The sequence below is a fragment of the Streptomyces chattanoogensis genome (genome assembly GCF_001294335.1).
Classification (GTDB): Bacteria; Actinomycetota; Actinomycetes; order Streptomycetales; family Streptomycetaceae; genus Streptomyces; species Streptomyces chattanoogensis.
On record NZ_LGKG01000114.1, the window covers coordinates 1 to 251 of the forward strand.

1 protein-coding gene is annotated in these 251 nt (G+C 73.7%); it reads left to right on the forward strand.

Annotated features, from left to right (window positions below; all coding sequences use genetic code 11):
- On the forward strand, positions 1-251 hold a 251-nt coding region (locus ADL29_RS14780), incomplete at both ends, for an SDR family NAD(P)-dependent oxidoreductase (protein WP_157878494.1).

A 251-nucleotide genomic window follows, 5' to 3' on the forward strand; every position in this document is an offset into this window, starting at 1 on the left:
CACCGGTGGGACCGGTGGCCTGGGCCGTACGGTCGCCCGGCACCTGGTGACCGAGCACGGGGTGCGCAATCTGTTGCTGGTCAGCCGCCGGGGTCCCGCGGCCGAGGGTGCGCAGGAGCTGGTGGCCGAACTCAGCGGCAGCGGTGCCGAAGCGGTCATCGAGGCATGCGACGTGACCGACGCGGCGGCCGTGGCCGACCTGGTGGCCCGGCATCGGATCAGCGCGGTGGTGCATACCGCCGGTGTCCTGG